This is a genomic window from Citrobacter sp. NCU1 (assembly GCF_010231475.1).
Taxonomy (GTDB): Bacteria; Pseudomonadota; Gammaproteobacteria; order Enterobacterales; family Enterobacteriaceae; genus Citrobacter_D.
The window spans coordinates 32,107-47,472 of sequence record NZ_NRDO01000016.1; the positions used below are offsets into that span (position 1 = coordinate 32,107).

A 15,366-nucleotide genomic window follows, 5' to 3' on the forward strand; every position below is an offset into this window, starting at 1 on the left:
GTTAACTTAACGCAGGATTTTTTTCTCTGCCAGATCCAGCGCAAAGTAGCTGAAGATCAGATCTGCGCCCGCACGTTTGATAGCTCCTAAGCTTTCCAGGACGACTTTCTCTTCATCAATCGCGCCCGCCATAGCGGCGAATTTGATCATCGCGTATTCGCCACTCACTTGATAAGCCCCGATCGGCAGTTCGGTACGTTCACGGATATCGCGCAAAATATCCAGATATGCGCCCGCCGGTTTAACCATCAGGCAGTCAGCGCCCTGTGCTTCGTCGAGCAGTGATTCGCGAATTGCTTCGCGACGGTTCATTGGGTTCATCTGGTAGGTTTTACGATCGCCTTTCAGTGCCGTTCCTGCTGCTTCGCGGAATGGGCCATAGAAAGAGGAGGCGAATTTCGTGGAATAGGACATGATGGCAGTGTCGGTGAAACCTGCCGCATCAAGCGCCTGGCGGATAACCTGCACCTGACCGTCCATTGCTGCGGAAGGGGCGATAAAGTCAGCGCCCGCCGCTGCCGCCACCACAGCCTGCTTACCAAGATTGGCAAGCGTTGCATCGTTATCGACGCCGTGTTCGCACAGTACGCCACAATGACCGTGTGAGGTGTATTCGCAGAAACAGGTGTCAGACATCACAATCATTTCCGGCACCGTTTGTTTGCAGATACGCGACATACGCGCCACCAGACCATCTTCCTGCCAGGCATCGCTGCCGGTGTCATCGGTATGGTGTGAAATGCCAAAAGTCATGACGGAACGAATGCCCGCGTTGGCAATGCGCTCAATTTCGCGCGCGAGATGCTTCTCTGGAATGCGCATGACGCCGGGCATTGCTTCAATAGCTTTATAGTCGTCGAGTTCTTCTTCAACAAAGATCGGCAACACCAGGTCATTTAAGCTGAGTGTTGTCTCTTCAAACATGGCGCGAAGCGCAGCAGATTTGCGCAGACGGCGAGGGCGTTGGATTAAGTCTGTCATGGTATGCCTGATGTTTGTGGAATCGAAGACCGTAGTATACCTGAATCTGCGCACGAGTGTTTTACGAAAGTTGGCCTTATGATTCTACTCTCATAATTAATTAAATAAATATTTGAGCAATATTTTGCTATGGGTGGCAAAATATTTACATTGATAATTATTATTTTTGTTTTTTGTATATTTTAAATATTAATTTATTTTTCTTTTATATTGTTATGGTGGTTTTAGGTTATTTGTTGGGTGATTTTATTCTATCTTATGTAATCATGGAAGTGATGTGTGTGTTTTCTTTTTTTTATATCTAATATTTTGATTTTTAATGGTTGTGCTGGTTTTTATTCGGTTTTTTTAAGTGCTTTTATTATTGTCCGAATCCGGACTGATGGGAAAGAAGAATTGAACCTTTTAGTGTGAGTGCCGCATAATCCTCTTTGCAAAATATAATGTTTTCTACGCTTTGGTAATTGATGGATCAACACTATTACGTCCCTGAGGAGGGATGACAAATGCACTCCTGGAAAAAGAAACTCGTAGTCTCAAAATTAGCATTAGCCTGCACTTTGGCAATCACTTCTCAGGCAAATGCTTCCACTGATATATCCGGTACTACTTACACAACGTTTACGCACTATAACGACACCACTTATGCTGACGGCGTTTATTATGATGGCTACGTCGGCTGGAACAACTACGCGACCGATAGCGTTTATAACGGTGATATCTACCCGGTAATCAATAACTCGACCGTTAACGGCGTAATCTCAACCTACTATCTGGATGATGGTCTTTCAACTAACACCAATAGTAATAGCCTGACAATTAAAAACAGCACCGTACACGGAATGATTACGTCAGAGTGTATGAGCGGCGATTGCACTGGTCGCGATGCGACGGGCTATGTCTATGACCGCCTGGCGCTGACCGTTGATAACTCAACGATCGACGATAACTACGAGCACTATACTTACAACGGTACAAATACTGACGGTACTGCGGATGCGCATGTTGTTGACGTTTATAACCTGGGAACAGCAATTACGCTGGATCAGGAAGTTGATTTGGCCATCAGCAACAACGCTCATGTTGCAGGTATTACGCTAACTCAGGGTTACGAGTGGAGTGATGTTGACGATAATACCGTTAGCACGGGTGTGAACAGCAGTGAAGTGTTTAATAACACCATTACAGTGACGGATTCTACCGTGACATCCGGTTCATTGTCTGACGAAGGAACCTCGGGTTGGTTCGGCAATAACGGTAATGCCAGCGATTATAGCGGCACCAGCACGGCTGATGATATCGCTTTAGCGGTTACTGCTAATCCAACGGCAGACAATGCGATGCAGACTACCGCATACTTCAGCAACTCTACTCTGATGGGCGACGTTGTTTTCTCCAGCAATTTCGATGAAAACTTCTACCCCAACGGTGCGGATAGCTACCGTGATACTGACGCGGCTGTCGATACTAACGGCTGGGATGGTACTGACCGTCTGGATTTGACGTTAGATAACGGCAGTAAATGGGTGGGTGCGGCGATGTCTGTACATCAGGTTGATACTGATGGCGATGGTACTTATGACGACGTTGCTGCCGGTACTGATGCAACGTCTACGCTTATCGATATTGCGGCTAACAGCCTGTTGCCATCCTCTACTTTCGGTATTGATAATGGCAACACCGCCTATGACGAAGATGGTCATGTTGTGGGCAATGAAGTTTATCAAAGTGGGCTGTTTAACGTAACGTTGAAAAACGGCTCTCAGTGGGATACCACCAAATCTTCTCTGGTTGACACCTTAAATATCAACAGTGGTTCTGTGGTCAACGTTGCGGATTCTTCTCTGGTGTCAGATACGATTAATCTGGCTAGCGGTGCTGCTCTTAACATCAACGAAGATGGTCATGTAGCGACCGACACGCTGACTGTAGACAACAGTACCGTCACCATTGCCGATGATGTCTCTGCGGGGTGGAACGTCGATGATGCTGCACTGTATGCCAATACCATCAATGTGACGAATAACGGCGTGCTGGATGTGGGCAACAGTGCTGATTACGCGTTGCAGACAGATACCCTGAATCTGACCAGCACGACAGAGACAAATGGCAACGTGAATGCCGGTGTGTTTGATATTCACAGCAACAATTACGTGCTGGATTCTGACCTGAGCAACGACCGTACTAATGACACTACGAAGTCTAACTACGGCTACGGTGTTATTGCGATGAACTCTGATGGCCATCTGACCGTTAATGGTAATGGCGATGCCGACAGTTCTTCTGACCAGTCCGAAGTGGATAACGCAGGTGACCACGTCGCAGCTGCAATCGGTAACTACAAAGTACGTATCGACAACGCCACAGGTGCTGGCTCCGTTGCTGACTACAACGGCAAAGAGCTGATCTATGTGAATGACAAGAACAGCACCGCGACTTTCTCTGCGGCGAACAAAGCCGATTTGGGCGCTTACACTTATCAGGCTGAGCAGAAAGGCAATACTGTTGTAATGCAACAGATGGAGTTGACCGACTACGCAAATATGGCGTTGAGTATTCCGTCTGCTAACAGCAATATCTGGAATCTGGAGCAGGATACCGTTGGTACGCGTCTGAGCAACTCTCGTCATGGTCTGGCAGATAACGGTGGTGCCTGGGTAAGTTACTTTGGTGGTAGCTTCAACGGCGACAACGACACGATTAGCTATGACCAGGATGTCAACGGCATCATGGTGGGTGTTGATTCCAAAGTTGACGGTAACAACGCGAAGTGGATTGTGGGGGCGGCAGCAGGCTTTGCGAAAGGTGACATGAGTGACCGTACAGGTCAGGTAGATCAAGACAGCCAGACTGCCTACATCTACTCTTCTGCCCACTTCGCGAATAACATTTTTGTAGATGGCAGCCTGAGCTATTCTCACTTCAACAACGATCTGTCTGCCTCCATGAGCGACGGTACTTACGTTGACGGCAGCACCAACTCTGATGCCTGGGGCTTCGGTCTGAAACTGGGTTACGACTGGAAATTGGGTGATGCAGGGTATGTCACTCCGTACGGCAGCGTATCTGGTCTGTTCCAGTCTGGTGATGACTACCAGCTGAGCAACGACATGAAAGTTGACGGTCAATCATATGACAGCATGCGCTATGAACTGGGTGTAGATACAGGTTATACCTTCACTTACAGCCAGGATCAGGCTCTGACGCCATACTTCAAACTGGCCTACGTTTACGACGATGCTAATAACGATGCTGACGTAAACGGCGACTCTATCGACAACGGCACCGAAGGTTCTGCGGTACGTGTTGGGTTGGGTACTCAGTTCAGCTTCACCAGGAACTTCAGCGCCTATACCGATGCTAACTACCTCGGTGGTGGTGACGTAGACCAAGATTGGGCTGCAAACGTGGGTGTTAAATACACCTGGTAATTATTTCCTCCTGAGGAAATGGCTCAAAGTTATTTAATCTAAGAAATGCCCGTCAAGGATTCGACGGGCATTATTGCATAGGATGAAAAATGCTCTCGCTGAGTAAACCAGTGAATGAATTTGGTAAACTCGATCAATGTTTGTCTGAATATGGCACTCGCTTCGAGTTATATGACAAAAAACAAATTTTATTTTCTAATGATCTACATAAGGACAATACATTTGTTATCTTAAGTGGTTCTATTTCTCTCTGGAGAGGTGAACACATACTTGTCGGTATCGCTCAGGCTCCCTTTCTCGCCGGGTTATCTGATGGTGTTATGAAAAATGATGTGCAGTATAAATTAATCACGGAAGGTCGCTGCGCTGGATATCATCTTCCTTCTGCTCAAACGATAAAAATAATAGAAAAAAACAATCTGTGGCGCGAAGCATTTTGCTGGTTGGCATGGAAAAACCGCATTATGGAATTGCGTGATTTACAACTGATTGGCCATAATTCTTACGAACAAATCCGGGCCACATTGATCTCAATGAATGAGTGGGATGAAGAATTGCGTTTTCGTATTGGTGTTATGAACTATATTCACCAGAGAACGCGGATTTCACGCTCCGTTGTTGCCGAAGTGCTTGCTGCTCTGCGTAAGGGCGGTTATATCGTAATGAGTAAAGGCAAACTGGTTAGCATCACCCGTTTGCCTTCAGAATACTAAATCAGGATGCAGGAACCACCCGGGGTTTATTTCCGCTTAATTCCGTGACCAGATCGTTGAGACCATCGCTCATACTGGTAAAGCGGGTCTGCGGAGAGCGCGTCACCACGACAAATGCGCCGACATTTTGTTGTGGGATCATTGCCATGTAGGTAATAAAACCGCCACCGCCACCTGTTTTCTGAATGATTCCCGGACGCCCATTCTTCGGCGCCATGTAAACCCAACCCAGTCCCAGGGCATCCGCTTTGCCTGGCACGTCCATGCCGATCACTTTCCTCAACTGCGCACGCTGGTAGATGAGTGTCTGCATGCGGTCAGCCTGGTTGCTACGGTGATAAAAATCAGAAGAGAGATACTGCTGCATCCAGCGCATCATATCTCCAGGCGTTGAGTACACGCCGCCGCTGCCAACAGCCGCTAACGTGTTATTGCAGGGGCTTGCGCCTTTTTCTGCAACCATCAGGCGCTTGCATTGATCGGGCGAAGGGGTAAACGTCGTGTCTTTCATTCCGAGCGGACGGGTGATCTGCTCTTCAAAAATCTGGGTGTAAGGCTTGCCTGAGGCCGTAGCCAGCGCGTCGGCCAGCAGGTCGAACGCCAGGTTAGAATAAGAGGCCTGCGAACCCGGTGACGCTTTTAATGTTGCGGTAGAGAGATAGCTCCAGCGCTGTTCACGGGTTGGCCAGACAAAGACCGGACGATGTGCCGCACCGCCTGGCTGTTCACGCGGCAATGCACTGGTATGGGTCGCCAGATTCACCAGCGTAATCGGTGTTCCCTGATATGTCGGAACGCGTGCGCCAGGGGGCGCATACTTACTCAACGGATCGTGCAGATTCACCGTACCCTGATCGAGTAATTTCACCAGCATTTCACTGGTCATTAATTTGGTGAGTGACGCAATACGAATCACGGAATCCAATTGAGGATGGACGTTATTACCAGGCCGTGTTTCACCAAAGCTACGGAACACACGTTGGTTTCCATCTATCACAACCAGCGCCATTCCCGTGGCGCCACTGCCGTAATAAATATGTTCGGCATATCGATCGACGATATCGGAAGCAAAAACCGGATCGAGGCCAGGCTGGGCCGCGTGGACAGATGTCAATGACGCCGCACAGAGCGCGGCAGAAAAAAGCAGACTACGTTTCAACGGTGGTGTCCATAAGTTAATTGAAGAGAACGGTGCGAGTTTACACACTTCTTCTTTCAGACCGACTCAACGCGACCTGAACGATTTGTTGTATATACTACTCAGCGGCGCCTGCAAAGCGCTAAATAGAGCAATGATAGTGTGAAAAACGTAACGGCGAGTAAATGGGGCTTTTTTTGTTGAGAGTGAATGTTCGCTTTTGTGATCCCAGGCTTGTGGTAACCTCAAGACGCCGGAGAATTTCGTTTTTGTGAAACCCGCCGAAACAATTCCTGAAACCTGGAAAGCGAACTAAGCACCACGATCCTGGTCACAATGGTCGGTTCCGTCTCGTTTATCACGAGAATGAAGCTGCATTACCGCCGTTTATGGCGCAAAAACAGGCAGTCGTCGTCATAACGATAAGAAGTTAGCAGGAGAGCATCATGTTTAAGTCTTTTTTCCCCAAGCCGGGGCCGTTTTTTATCTCGGCATTTATTTGGGCGTTGGTTGCCGTCATATTCTGGCAAGCGGGTGGGGGAGCCTGGGTTGCTCATATCACTGGCGCGTCCGGTAATATTCCTATCAGCGCCGCGCGATTCTGGTCGCTGGACTACCTGGTTTTCTACGCTTACTACATTATTTGCGTAGGGCTGTTTGCGCTGTTCTGGTTTATCTATAGCCCGCACCGCTGGCAGTACTGGTCAATTCTTGGCACCTCGTTGATTATCTTCGTCACATGGTTTCTGGTTGAAGTGGGTGTCGCTGTCAACGCCTGGTATGCCCCATTCTATGACTTGATCCAGACGGCATTAAGTTCGCCGCATAAAGTGACCATCGGGCAGTTCTATCATGAAGTGGGCGTATTTCTCGGTATTGCGCTGATCGCTGTGGTCATTGGCGTGATGAACAATTTCTTTGTGAGCCACTATGTGTTCCGTTGGCGTACCGCCATGAACGAACATTACATGGCGCACTGGCAGCACCTGCGCCACATAGAAGGCGCCGCGCAGCGTGTGCAGGAAGACACCATGCGTTTTGCGTCAACTCTGGAAGACATGGGCGTGAGTTTCATTAATGCCATCATGACGCTGATCGCCTTTTTGCCCGTATTGGTCACGCTTTCCGCGCATGTGCCGGAACTGCCAGTGGTGGGGCATATTCCATATGGTCTGGTGATTGCTGCGATCGTCTGGTCGCTGATGGGCACCGGGTTGCTTGCCGTCGTGGGGATCAAACTGCCGGGACTGGAATTTAAAAACCAGCGCGTTGAAGCAGCTTACCGTAAAGAGCTGGTTTACGGCGAAGATGACGGCAGTCGCGCTACGCCGCCGACTATACGGGAATTATTCAGCGCGGTGCGCCAGAACTATTTCCGTCTCTATTTCCACTATATGTACTTCAATATTGCCCGCATTCTCTATTTGCAAGTGGATAATGTTTTCGGTTTGTTCCTGCTGTTTCCGTCGATTGTTGCGGGTACCATTACGTTGGGTCTGATGACGCAAATCACCAACGTGTTTGGTCAGGTGCGTGGTTCTTTCCAATATCTTATTAATTCCTGGACCACGTTGGTTGAGCTGATGTCTATCTATAAACGTTTACGCAGCTTTGAACGTGAGCTGGATGGGCAAGAAATTCAGGAAGTGACCAACACATTTAGCTAACAAAAGGAAACGTTATGCCGGCGGTATCCCGTCTTTACCCCTTATCATTACTGGCTGTGCTGGTGTTGGCAGGTTGCAGTACCCAACCCTCGCAGCCCTTAAAAAAGGGTGAAAAACCCGTGGATGTGGCAAGCGTGGTGCGCCAAAAAATGCCGGCAAGTGTGAAAGACAGGGATGCCTGGGCGAAGGATCTGGCCAAGACGTTTGAGAGCCAGGGGCTGGCGCCGACGGTCGAAAATGTCTGCTCGGTGCTGGCGGTGGCGCAGCAAGAGTCAAATTATCAGGCGGATCCCGCTGTGCCAGGCCTGAGTAAAATAGCCTGGCAGGAGATCGACAAACGCGCAGAGCGTATGCACATTCCTGTTTTTCTGGTCCATACGGCGTTGAAAATCAACTCCCCGACAGGGAAGAGCTACAGCGAACGTCTGGATTCGGTGAAAACGGAGAAACAGCTCAGCGCCATTTTTGATGATTTTATTAATATGGTGCCGATGGGGCAGAAGCTGTTTGGTTCGCTCAATCCGGTGCACACGGGCGGCCCAATGCAAGTCAGCATCGCGTTTGCCGAGCAGCATACCAAAGGCTATCCGTGGAAAATGGAAGGCACGGTGCGCCAGGAAGTCTTCTCCCGCCGGGGCGGATTGTGGTTCGGTACGTACCATCTGCTGAATTATCCCGCGAATTACAGCGCGCCCATTTTCCGTTTCGCTGATTTTAACGCCGGCTGGTACGCCAGTCGTAATGCGGCTTTCCAGAATGCGGTGGCTAAAGCCAGCGGTGTGAAACTGGCGCTTGATGGCGATCTGATCCGTTACGACAGTAAAGAGCCGGGCAAAACGGAGTTGGCGATACGTAAACTGGCAAACACACTGGGAATGAGCGAGAGCGAGATCCGCCGTCAACTGGAGAAAGGTGACAGTCTGGCCTTTGAAGAGACGGCGCTGTACGGAAAGGTGTATAAGCTGGCGGAAGCCAAAGCAGGCAAAGCGCTACCGAGAGAGATGTTGCCGGGGATTCAACTGGAAAGTCCGAAGATCACGCGTAATCTGACCACCGCATGGTTTGCAAAACGGGTGGATGAACGTCGGGCTCGCTGTATGAATTCTCCGGCCGGATAAGTCCCGGAGTCTGTTGGCTCCGGGTTTATTGATGACGCTGGCGCCAGCGTAGAAACGCGGCAATCACACCGAAAATCAAACACCCCGCGAGGAATGGCACCAGACCAAAAAGGGTGCCGACACCTAAACCAATCTCGACACGTGGTCGTCCGGTTTCCTGCACCTGCATTAAATGTTCGTAGACGCCCGGTGCGTGAACCAGCAGATTTAAAATCTGCGCCCCAGCCCAAAAGCAAAACAGCACAAAGACGGCGTAAGCGATGTTACCTGGAGTGGAGGTAGTATCCCGCTTCTTCCCGCCAAACAAGGATTTTGAGAGAGTGAAATCAGCCATAAAGACCTCCGGGGGAATTCTGCAACTCTGGCGTCATACCAGTGGCTCGCAGTAATTCTGGCAGGTCATCAGATTTGTCAATATCAGAATGATGGTAATTTCGCCCAGGGATTACTCCTGGATTGCAGATTTCTGTTCGTTGTCACAAAACACGATCTTTGCGTTCAGTTGTGTAACATTTCAGAAATTCCGCTTCTGCCACAGACCGTCAGATGTCAATGTGCGAGAATGTTCTTTTATGCCCTGTCCCCGGAGCTGTAATGAACTTGCCTGTAAAAATTCGCCGTGACTGGCACTACTATGCCTTTGCCATTGGGCTTATCTTCATCCTGAATGGGGTGGTGGGGTTATTGGGTTTTGAAGCCAAAGGGTGGCAAACATATGCCGTCGGTCTGGTGACATGGGCCATCAGTTTCTGGCTTTCCGGGCTGATTATTCGCCGTCGTGTGGAAGATGAAGCGGAAGATGCCCGATAACGCGTAGCTATCGGGCTTTATCTGCGTCAAAACATCGCGGTCAGAAGATACCGTTCGACGTTTGACCATGCTTTGTTTACATACTGGTTTTCAGCGCATTGTTAGCCGCGTGGCGCTCCAGCGCCAGCTCGATCAAACGGCTGATCAAATCGGTATAACCCAAACCGCTTGCCTGCCACAGTTTCGGATACATGCTGATGTTGGTAAACCCTGGCAGGGTGTTGATCTCGTTGATCACCACCTCATTGTCTGGCGTTAAGAACACATCGACGCGCGCCATACCTGCACAACCCAGCGTTTGATACGCCTGAACGGCGATCTCACGGATCTTTTCGTTCACTTCAGGGGCGATCGCCGCAGGGATCACCACTTTCGCGCCGTTATCGTCAATGTACTTGGTGTCGTAGGCGTAAAAATCGCTGTTCAGGACAATCTCGCCACAGGTACTGGCTTGCGGATGATCGTTGCCGAGAACGGCGCATTCGATCTCACGACCCTTGATGCCTTTCTCAACCACCACTTTATGATCAAACTCAAATGCCAGTGCCACGGCCAGATGATACTGCGCTTCGTTGGTGACTTTGCTGACACCAACGGAAGAGCCCTGGTTCGCCGGTTTAACAAACAGCGGCAGACCGAGACCCGCTTCAACCTCTGCAAAACTGACCGTATTGCGGTTGGTGCGAGTGAGCGTTATAAAAGGGGCGATATTCAACCCGGCATCGCGCAGCAGGCGCTTAGTGATATCTTTGTCCATACAGGCCGCAGAGCCGAGCACATCGGAACCGACGAACGGTAAATTTGCCACACGCAGCATGCCCTGTAGGGAACCGTCTTCACCGAGCGTTCCATGAACGATAGGGAAAATGACATCAACCGTTTGCAGCGGCTGGCCGTTCTGCGCGTCAATGAGCTGGTGCTCTTGTTTGCCAGGCACCTGCGCCAGACTTGTGGCTGAAGGACGCAGCGCAATATGAGCGGGGTCGTCTGCGTTCAGCAGATAGTTACTGGCATCGTTAACGTGCCATTGCCCTTGTTTATCAATGCCTAACAGCACAACATCAAAGCGGGTCTTGTCGATGGCATCGACAATATTTTTTGCCGATTGCAAAGACACTTCATGTTCCGCCGACTTACCACCAAATACGATTCCTACCCGCAATTTCGCCATCTTAAAAACCCATTCCGTGAAACGCAAAGCGTATACATTACCACGACAAAACGAGGGTTTCGCGAGCTTCTGCCATATTGTTTCGAACAGACCGGAGACAACGACTCTGCTACACGCAGGTCAAAGCACAATTCCCTGCGAATTATATGGATTCATGTGATGTGTTTCACAAATCTGATGAACGGGGAGATAAAATGTCAGTGGCGGGTATCGCTGCCCTGGGTTCCACTTTTGCTCTCTTCAGGTCGACCCGAAGAGGACGTCGCAGATCATCTCTGGACGTGCAGATTGTTCTGTAATGTTCGTGCCTTAACCTGCTCAACAATTAAGCCTGTCAGCATCAACATGTATTATTGCGAGGTAACATAAGTGAAATTAGCTGGCTATTCATAACTTTATATTATGATATGGCGTGAACATTGATTTTTGTATTTTATTAATATGAAACTATTTGGATTTGAGAAACGTTTCGCTGATTAATTCAATGTGATTATTAACACAAAGTCTTTCCTTAATCATAAAAATACTACTTTCATCCCCTAGGCAGTGATGAATCATAATGATACCGTCAACCTACTTCGGATAAGGAAATGCGTCTATGAAAAACCTCATTTCAGAGTTGTTGTTTAAACTCGCCCAAAAAGAAGAAGAGTCGAAAGAACTGGTTGCTCAGGTAGAGGCGTTAGAGATTATTGTCACCGCAATGCTGCGTAATATGGCGCAGGTTGAGCAGCAAAGGCTGATTCACCAGATAGAGGGCGCACTTGAAGACGTAAAGCCGGATGCCAGCGTTCCGGATAACGATACGGAATTGCTGCGCCAGTACGTAAAGAAGTTATTGAGGCATCCTCGTAGCTGATCGTATTCAGGGACAATAACTGTCATATTGCTGTCATATCAGATACCTATAGTCGCTTTGTTTTTATGCTTGTCATACTTCACATTGCATTTACTGCAATTCGAATTATTCAGAGCATATTTTTATGTATTTATACATGGAGAAAATAAAGTGAAACAAAGCGCTATTGCTATTGCCCTGATCTCTCTGTTTTTTATCCCCGCAACGTATGCCGGGTCTTCATCTGTGGCTGTCCTGGAGAATCGTGCAGCACAGGGCGATATTACGACCCCAGGTGGTGCTCGTCGTTTAGCGGCCGATCAAACTTCTGCTCTGCGGGATTCACTCAGTAATAAACCCGCTAAAAATATCATTCTGCTGATTGGCGATGGTATGGGGGACTCGGAAATAACAGCCGCGCGAAATTATGCCGAAGGGGCGGGTGGCTTTTTTAAAGGCATTGATGCGTTACCTTTGACGGGACAGTACACCCATTACGCGCTGGATAAAAAAACCGGCAAACCCGATTATGTGACGGATTCCGCGGCCTCCGCGACGGCCTGGACGACGGGCGTAAAAACCTATAACGGCGCGTTGGGTGTCGATATCCACGAAAAAGGTAACACCACCATTCTGGAAATGGCAAAAGCGGCGGGCCTGGCAACGGGGAATGTCTCCACGGCGGAATTACAGGATGCGACACCGGCGGCGCTGGTGGCACATGTGACCTCCCGAAAATGCTACGGCCCAACTGTCACCAGCGAAAAATGCCCGACAAATGCGCTGGAAAAAGGCGGTAAAGGCTCTATTACTGAACAATTACTGAATGCGCGCGCGGACGTCACGCTTGGCGGCGGCGCAAAAACTTTTACTGAAACGGCGAAAGCAGGCGAATGGCAGGGAAAAACACTGCGTGAACAGGCGCAGGCTCGCGGCTATCAGTTAGTCAGCGATGCCGCAACGCTGGCTGATGTGCGCGAAGCTAACCAGGATAAACCGCTGCTGGGATTATTCTCTGACGGCAACATGCCCGTACGCTGGGAAGGTCCGAAAGCGTCTTACCACGGCAATATTGATAAACCGGCAGTGACCTGTACGCCAAATGTGAAGCGCAACGACACCGTGCCGACGCTGGCGCAGATGACCGACAAAGCGATCGAACTGCTGAGCAAAAATGAGAAGGGGTTCTTCCTGCAGGTGGAAGGGGCGTCTATCGATAAGCAAGATCATGCGGCTAACCCCTGCGGGCAGATTGGCGAAACGGTCGATCTGGACGAGGCTGTGCAGCGCGCGCTGGAATTTGCGAAGAAGGATGGCAACACGCTGGTGGTGGTGACCGCCGATCATGCGCACGCCAGCCAGATTGTTGCGCCGGACACCAAAGCGCCGGGACTGACACAGGCGCTCAACACCAAAGATGGCGCGGTGATGGTGTTAAGCTACGGAAACTCAGAAGAAGAATCGCAGGAACATACCGGCAGCCAGCTACGTATTGCCGCATATGGCCCACATGCCGCCAATGTGGTGGGGCTGACGGACCAAACCGATCTGTTTTACACCATGAAAGCGGCTCTGGGACTGAAGTAAACGGCACCTGGCGGTAATACTTTTACCGTCGGGTGGTAATTTCGTCGTAAGCAGCCAGACTTAATGACACGAAATCCTTCAGATTATAGAGATTAAATAATTCGAGTTTCCTGAAGGATTAGGGGCCTATCCCATTAGGCTATTTCACTTGTCATTTTGGCCCTGGGCAGTGCTCACAAAGGTTTACCTTTGAACGCCCCTGGGCGGCCCGTTAGGGTGAGCGTAGCGAATCAAATCCTCACGTACTACGTGTACGCTCCGGTTTTTCCGTGCTGTCCGTGTCCAAACTGACTACGCCAATTACGCCTACTGGGATAGGCTCTAAGTGTGTAAATACCCACAAAAGGATGGTGCGATGAAAATAACATCACTGGTTGCCTTGCTTTTTGGTTTGGTGTTTTTAACGACCGTCGGCGCTGCCGAGAAAACCTTAACACCGCAACAACAGCGTATGACAACCTGCAATCAGCAGGCGACAGCAGAAGCGCTGAAAGGGGATGCCCGTAAAACCTATATGAGTGATTGCCTGAAGAACAGCACGTCTGCACCGGGTGAGAAAAGTTTGACTCCCCAGCAGCAGAAAATGCGTGAGTGCAATGTGCAGGCGACAGAACAATCTCTGAAAGGCGACGATCGCAATAAGTTTATGAGTGCCTGCCTGAAAAAAGCTGCGTAGTACAATACGGTAAACTGTAGTGCTAACGGGTGAGATGAGAAAATCACTCACCCGAAATATCATACTTTCACCGCAAGCCCCGTCTCTATAATTTGGGAAAATTGTTTCAGAATGTTCCCAATAATTATGAATGATGAAAGCTTTTACAAAAAAACGGTAGCGCCGGGGGGAGAACCCGCCATACCGCCTCCCAATGACCACCAGCGTTCCGGGTTGCGCTTCGCCCGGCGAGTCAGGTTGCCGCGAGCAGTTGGACTGGGATGGATGTTCTTTCCGGTTTCTGCCGCACTGGTTGATCAGTCTGTTGCGGGAGGATGGTGGCTATTTTTGGTGGGATGGGCTTTTGTCTGGCCGCATCTGGCGTGGCAACTGGCGAGCAAAGCCATCGATCCTTTAAGCCGTGAAATATACAACTTAAAAGCTGACGCAATCCTTGCGGGAGTTTGGGTCGGCGTGATGGGCGTCAATATCCTCCCCTCGACGGCATTACTGATGATGATGTGCATGAATCTGATGGGGGCTGGCGGTGTACGGCTGTTCGTCGCCGGGATCGTATTGATGGTTGTTTCTAGCCTGGTGACATTGCAGCTAACCGGTATCACTGTGGCTTTTGGCAGCGCGCAGCTGGAATGGTGGCTCTGCCTGCCTGTGATTGTGATGTACCCATTGTTGTTTGCCTGGGTCAGTTATCAGACGGCGACGAAACTGGCAGAGCATAAGCGCCGGTTGCAGGTGATGAGTACTCGGGATGGAATGACGGGCGTCTATAACAGACGGCATTGGGAAATTTTATTACGTAATGAATTCGATAATTGTCGTCGCTATAACCGCGAATCCACACTGCTGATTATCGATATTGACCACTTTAAGAGCATCAATGACACCTGGGGCCATGACGTTGGCGACGAAGCGATAGTGGCGCTAACGCGACAATTGCAGATGACCTTACGCGGTAGCGATGTGATTGGCCGCTTTGGCGGTGATGAGTTTGCGGTCATCATGTGTGGCACACCTGCGGAAAACGCCATTGCCGCAATGTCGCGGGTACACGAAAAATTGAACACATTGCGTTTGTCATGTGCGCCGCAGGTCACGTTACGTATTAGCGTGGGGATTGCGCCATTGACCTCACAACTTGGACACTATCGTGAGTGGTTGAAATCCGCGGATATTGCGCTTTACAAAGCAAAGAACGCCGGACGTAACCGCACCGAAGTGGCGGCCTGACGTCCAGCG

At 49.8% G+C, this 15,366-nt stretch carries 13 protein-coding genes; 9 read left to right on the forward strand and 4 right to left on the reverse strand.

The window, feature by feature from the left end; all coding sequences use genetic code 11:
• Window positions 1-6: 6 nt before the first annotated feature.
• A complete protein-coding gene (gene hemB / locus CJP72_RS06745) occupies window positions 7-981 on the reverse strand; it encodes a porphobilinogen synthase (RefSeq protein WP_162380112.1) in 975 nt (324 codons plus the stop codon).
• A 506-nt stretch (window positions 982-1,487) separates the two neighbouring features.
• On the opposite strand from hemB, the gene ehaB reads away from it, so the two are divergent.
• Complete coding sequence (gene ehaB / locus CJP72_RS06750) at window positions 1,488-4,412, forward strand: autotransporter adhesin EhaB (protein ID WP_162380113.1); 2,925 nt, start codon at window positions 1,488-1,490, stop codon at window positions 4,410-4,412.
• A gap of 89 nt (window positions 4,413-4,501) precedes the next feature.
• Window positions 4,502-5,125, forward strand: a complete 624-nt coding sequence (iprA, locus tag CJP72_RS06755; RefSeq protein ID WP_162380114.1) for a hydrogen peroxide resistance inhibitor IprA — start codon at window positions 4,502-4,504, stop codon at window positions 5,123-5,125.
• Between the two features lies 1 nt (window position 5,126).
• On the opposite strand, the gene ampH is transcribed toward iprA, so the two are convergent.
• Window positions 5,127-6,284 carry a D-alanyl-D-alanine-carboxypeptidase/endopeptidase AmpH gene (gene ampH, locus CJP72_RS06760; RefSeq protein ID WP_162380115.1) on the reverse strand — a complete coding sequence of 386 codons (1,158 nt, stop codon included), beginning with the start codon at window positions 6,282-6,284 and terminating at the stop codon, window positions 5,127-5,129.
• A 425-nt stretch (window positions 6,285-6,709) separates the two neighbouring features.
• Between ampH and sbmA the strand changes: the two genes are divergently transcribed.
• Window positions 6,710-7,930 carry a peptide antibiotic transporter SbmA gene (gene sbmA, locus CJP72_RS06765; protein ID WP_162380116.1) on the forward strand — a complete coding sequence of 407 codons (1,221 nt, stop codon included), beginning with the start codon at window positions 6,710-6,712 and terminating at the stop codon, window positions 7,928-7,930.
• 14 nt (window positions 7,931-7,944) lie between these two features.
• A complete protein-coding gene (locus CJP72_RS06770) occupies window positions 7,945-9,048 on the forward strand; it encodes a DUF1615 domain-containing protein (protein WP_162380117.1) in 1,104 nt (367 codons plus the stop codon).
• A gap of 25 nt (window positions 9,049-9,073) precedes the next feature.
• Here the strand turns inward: CJP72_RS06770 and CJP72_RS06775 are convergent, their stop codons facing one another.
• Window positions 9,074-9,382, reverse strand: a complete 309-nt coding sequence (locus CJP72_RS06775; RefSeq protein ID WP_162380118.1) for a YaiY family protein — start codon at window positions 9,380-9,382, stop codon at window positions 9,074-9,076.
• 260 nt (window positions 9,383-9,642) lie between these two features.
• Between CJP72_RS06775 and CJP72_RS06780 the strand changes: the two genes are divergently transcribed.
• Window positions 9,643-9,858, forward strand: coding sequence for a DUF2754 family protein (locus CJP72_RS06780; RefSeq protein WP_162380119.1), 216 nt, complete (start codon window positions 9,643-9,645; stop codon window positions 9,856-9,858).
• Between the two features lie 76 nt (window positions 9,859-9,934).
• On the opposite strand, the gene ddlA is transcribed toward CJP72_RS06780, so the two are convergent.
• A complete protein-coding gene (gene ddlA, locus CJP72_RS06785; protein WP_162380120.1) occupies window positions 9,935-11,029 on the reverse strand; it encodes a D-alanine--D-alanine ligase in 1,095 nt (364 codons plus the stop codon).
• A gap of 598 nt (window positions 11,030-11,627) precedes the next feature.
• On the opposite strand from ddlA, the gene iraP reads away from it, so the two are divergent.
• From iraP to adrA, 4 genes are all read left to right on the forward strand, one after another.
• On the forward strand, window positions 11,628-11,888 hold the full coding sequence (iraP, locus tag CJP72_RS06790; RefSeq protein WP_162380121.1) for an anti-adapter protein IraP: 261 nt from the start codon (window positions 11,628-11,630) through the stop codon (window positions 11,886-11,888).
• Window positions 11,889-12,038: 150 nt separating this feature from the next.
• Complete coding sequence (gene phoA, locus CJP72_RS06795) at window positions 12,039-13,454, forward strand: alkaline phosphatase (RefSeq protein WP_162380122.1); 1,416 nt, start codon at window positions 12,039-12,041, stop codon at window positions 13,452-13,454.
• Window positions 13,455-13,809: 355 nt separating this feature from the next.
• Window positions 13,810-14,130 carry a phosphate starvation-inducible protein PsiF gene (gene psiF, locus CJP72_RS06800; protein ID WP_162380123.1) on the forward strand — a complete coding sequence of 107 codons (321 nt, stop codon included), beginning with the start codon at window positions 13,810-13,812 and terminating at the stop codon, window positions 14,128-14,130.
• A gap of 111 nt (window positions 14,131-14,241) precedes the next feature.
• Window positions 14,242-15,357 carry a diguanylate cyclase AdrA gene (gene adrA / locus CJP72_RS06805; RefSeq protein WP_162380124.1) on the forward strand — a complete coding sequence of 372 codons (1,116 nt, stop codon included), beginning with the start codon at window positions 14,242-14,244 and terminating at the stop codon, window positions 15,355-15,357.
• Window positions 15,358-15,366 lie beyond the last annotated feature (9 nt).

Coding starts and splice junctions, on each gene's coding strand:
- hemB (WP_162380112.1), bottom strand. CDS start 981: ATGACAGACTTAATCCAACGCCCTCGCCGTCTGCGCAAATCTGCTGCG.
- ehaB (WP_162380113.1), top strand. CDS start 1,488: ATGCACTCCTGGAAAAAGAAACTCGTAGTCTCAAAATTAGCATTAGCC.
- iprA (WP_162380114.1), top strand. CDS start 4,502: ATGCTCTCGCTGAGTAAACCAGTGAATGAATTTGGTAAACTCGATCAA.
- sbmA (WP_162380116.1), top strand. CDS start 6,710: ATGTTTAAGTCTTTTTTCCCCAAGCCGGGGCCGTTTTTTATCTCGGCA.
- CJP72_RS06770 (WP_162380117.1), top strand. CDS start 7,945: ATGCCGGCGGTATCCCGTCTTTACCCCTTATCATTACTGGCTGTGCTG.
- CJP72_RS06775 (WP_162380118.1), bottom strand. CDS start 9,382: ATGGCTGATTTCACTCTCTCAAAATCCTTGTTTGGCGGGAAGAAGCGG.
- CJP72_RS06780 (WP_162380119.1), top strand. CDS start 9,643: ATGAACTTGCCTGTAAAAATTCGCCGTGACTGGCACTACTATGCCTTT.
- ddlA (WP_162380120.1), bottom strand. CDS start 11,029: ATGGCGAAATTGCGGGTAGGAATCGTATTTGGTGGTAAGTCGGCGGAA.
- iraP (WP_162380121.1), top strand. CDS start 11,628: ATGAAAAACCTCATTTCAGAGTTGTTGTTTAAACTCGCCCAAAAAGAA.
- psiF (WP_162380123.1), top strand. CDS start 13,810: ATGAAAATAACATCACTGGTTGCCTTGCTTTTTGGTTTGGTGTTTTTA.
- adrA (WP_162380124.1), top strand. CDS start 14,242: ATGTTCCCAATAATTATGAATGATGAAAGCTTTTACAAAAAAACGGTA.